This window comes from Thermococcus sp. LS2 (assembly GCF_012027375.1).
Lineage (GTDB): Archaea > Methanobacteriota_B > Thermococci > Thermococcales > Thermococcaceae > Thermococcus_B.
In genome coordinates this window covers 1-1,126 of the sequence record NZ_SNUI01000024.1, presented here as the reverse complement: position 1 = coordinate 1,126, position 1,126 = coordinate 1, and the positions used below count along the sequence as shown (strand labels likewise).

Sequence of the window (1,126 nt, the reverse complement as noted above, 5' to 3'; positions counted from 1 at the left end):
TTTCATAGAATTTCATCCCAATTCTTTGTTTTTCTATTGCAATAATCCCGTAGGGATTGGTCTTCATTGGCCATTCATTGGGCGTTAAAGCCCTCGAAACCTCCAACCCTTTCGGGGTAACCCCTGAGCCCCACATCCGAAGGTTCAACACAGCAATAAAATCCCTATCCTCGACCAAACCACATTTTAGACACTTCATCAGGCGCCCCTCTTGGGGTATTAACCGACCCCCGCATACGGGACAAACACGAGAAGAATTCTTCGGATTAATGTAAACAACTGGAACCCCAAACCATTTGGCCTTGTACTCGATTAGCCTTTGCAATTCACGAGCATTCCACTTGGAGAGCTTCCTGTTCAAACTCTTTGAACCGTTCAAAACCCTCTCCTTTATGCCATTCAAGTCCTCAAGGATTATACCCATCTGTTTTTCCCTAGCAATTTCAACAATTTTATTAGATAACTTGTGCAAGAAATCTCTTGCTCGGTTTTTCTCCCTTCCGGAGTACCTTTCCAGTAGCTCTGTGCTCAATCTTCTATTCCATGCTGAAATCTTCTGGATTTTCTGCCGTTTCACCTCGTAAACACGATGAATGTGGTATAATTCACGAGTGTCAAACCTATACACAGTCAATCCCGCAAGAACAGTAACGTTCGTCAAGTTTATATCCACACTCATCCAGTCTCTCGGCTCGAAGTATTCTACGGTTTTTACAAAGTTGAGGACGAGCTTATCAGGAAACAAGAATAATCCACCAAGCTTCACTTTTCCCTCTTTTACTTCCTCAAGGAGGGGATGCAAGTAGTGGTACTCTGCAAGGTCAATTACAAGGTAGTATTCTCTCGGAATTATTGTGATTTCGAGGGTTGTACTTTTTAACCTGAAGAGTGTGGACTTCACGTAAACGAATTTCTTCTTCAGCTTTGGTTCCCGAGCTTTCTTTCCTTTCTTGAGTTTTCGCTTATAGGATTTCACGAGACCGAGCATCTGGTTTATTGCGGAGTCAACGTAGTGGGCAGCATAATTCCAGTTCTCTAAAAGCGTGTCTCGGAGTTGTTTCCTCTCAAACTTCGTGAATTTTTCGGTATTGAGGATTTCTTGGAGTGCAGTTTTTGCCATTTTGTG

1 protein-coding gene is annotated in these 1,126 nt (G+C 42.9%); it reads right to left on the bottom strand.

Features of this window, described 5'->3' with window-relative positions; all coding sequences use genetic code 11:
- Positions 1-1,126, bottom strand: a 1,126-nt coding sequence (locus E3E24_RS12525) for an RNA-guided endonuclease TnpB family protein (RefSeq protein ID WP_167916123.1), incomplete at both ends; no start/stop codon positions are given.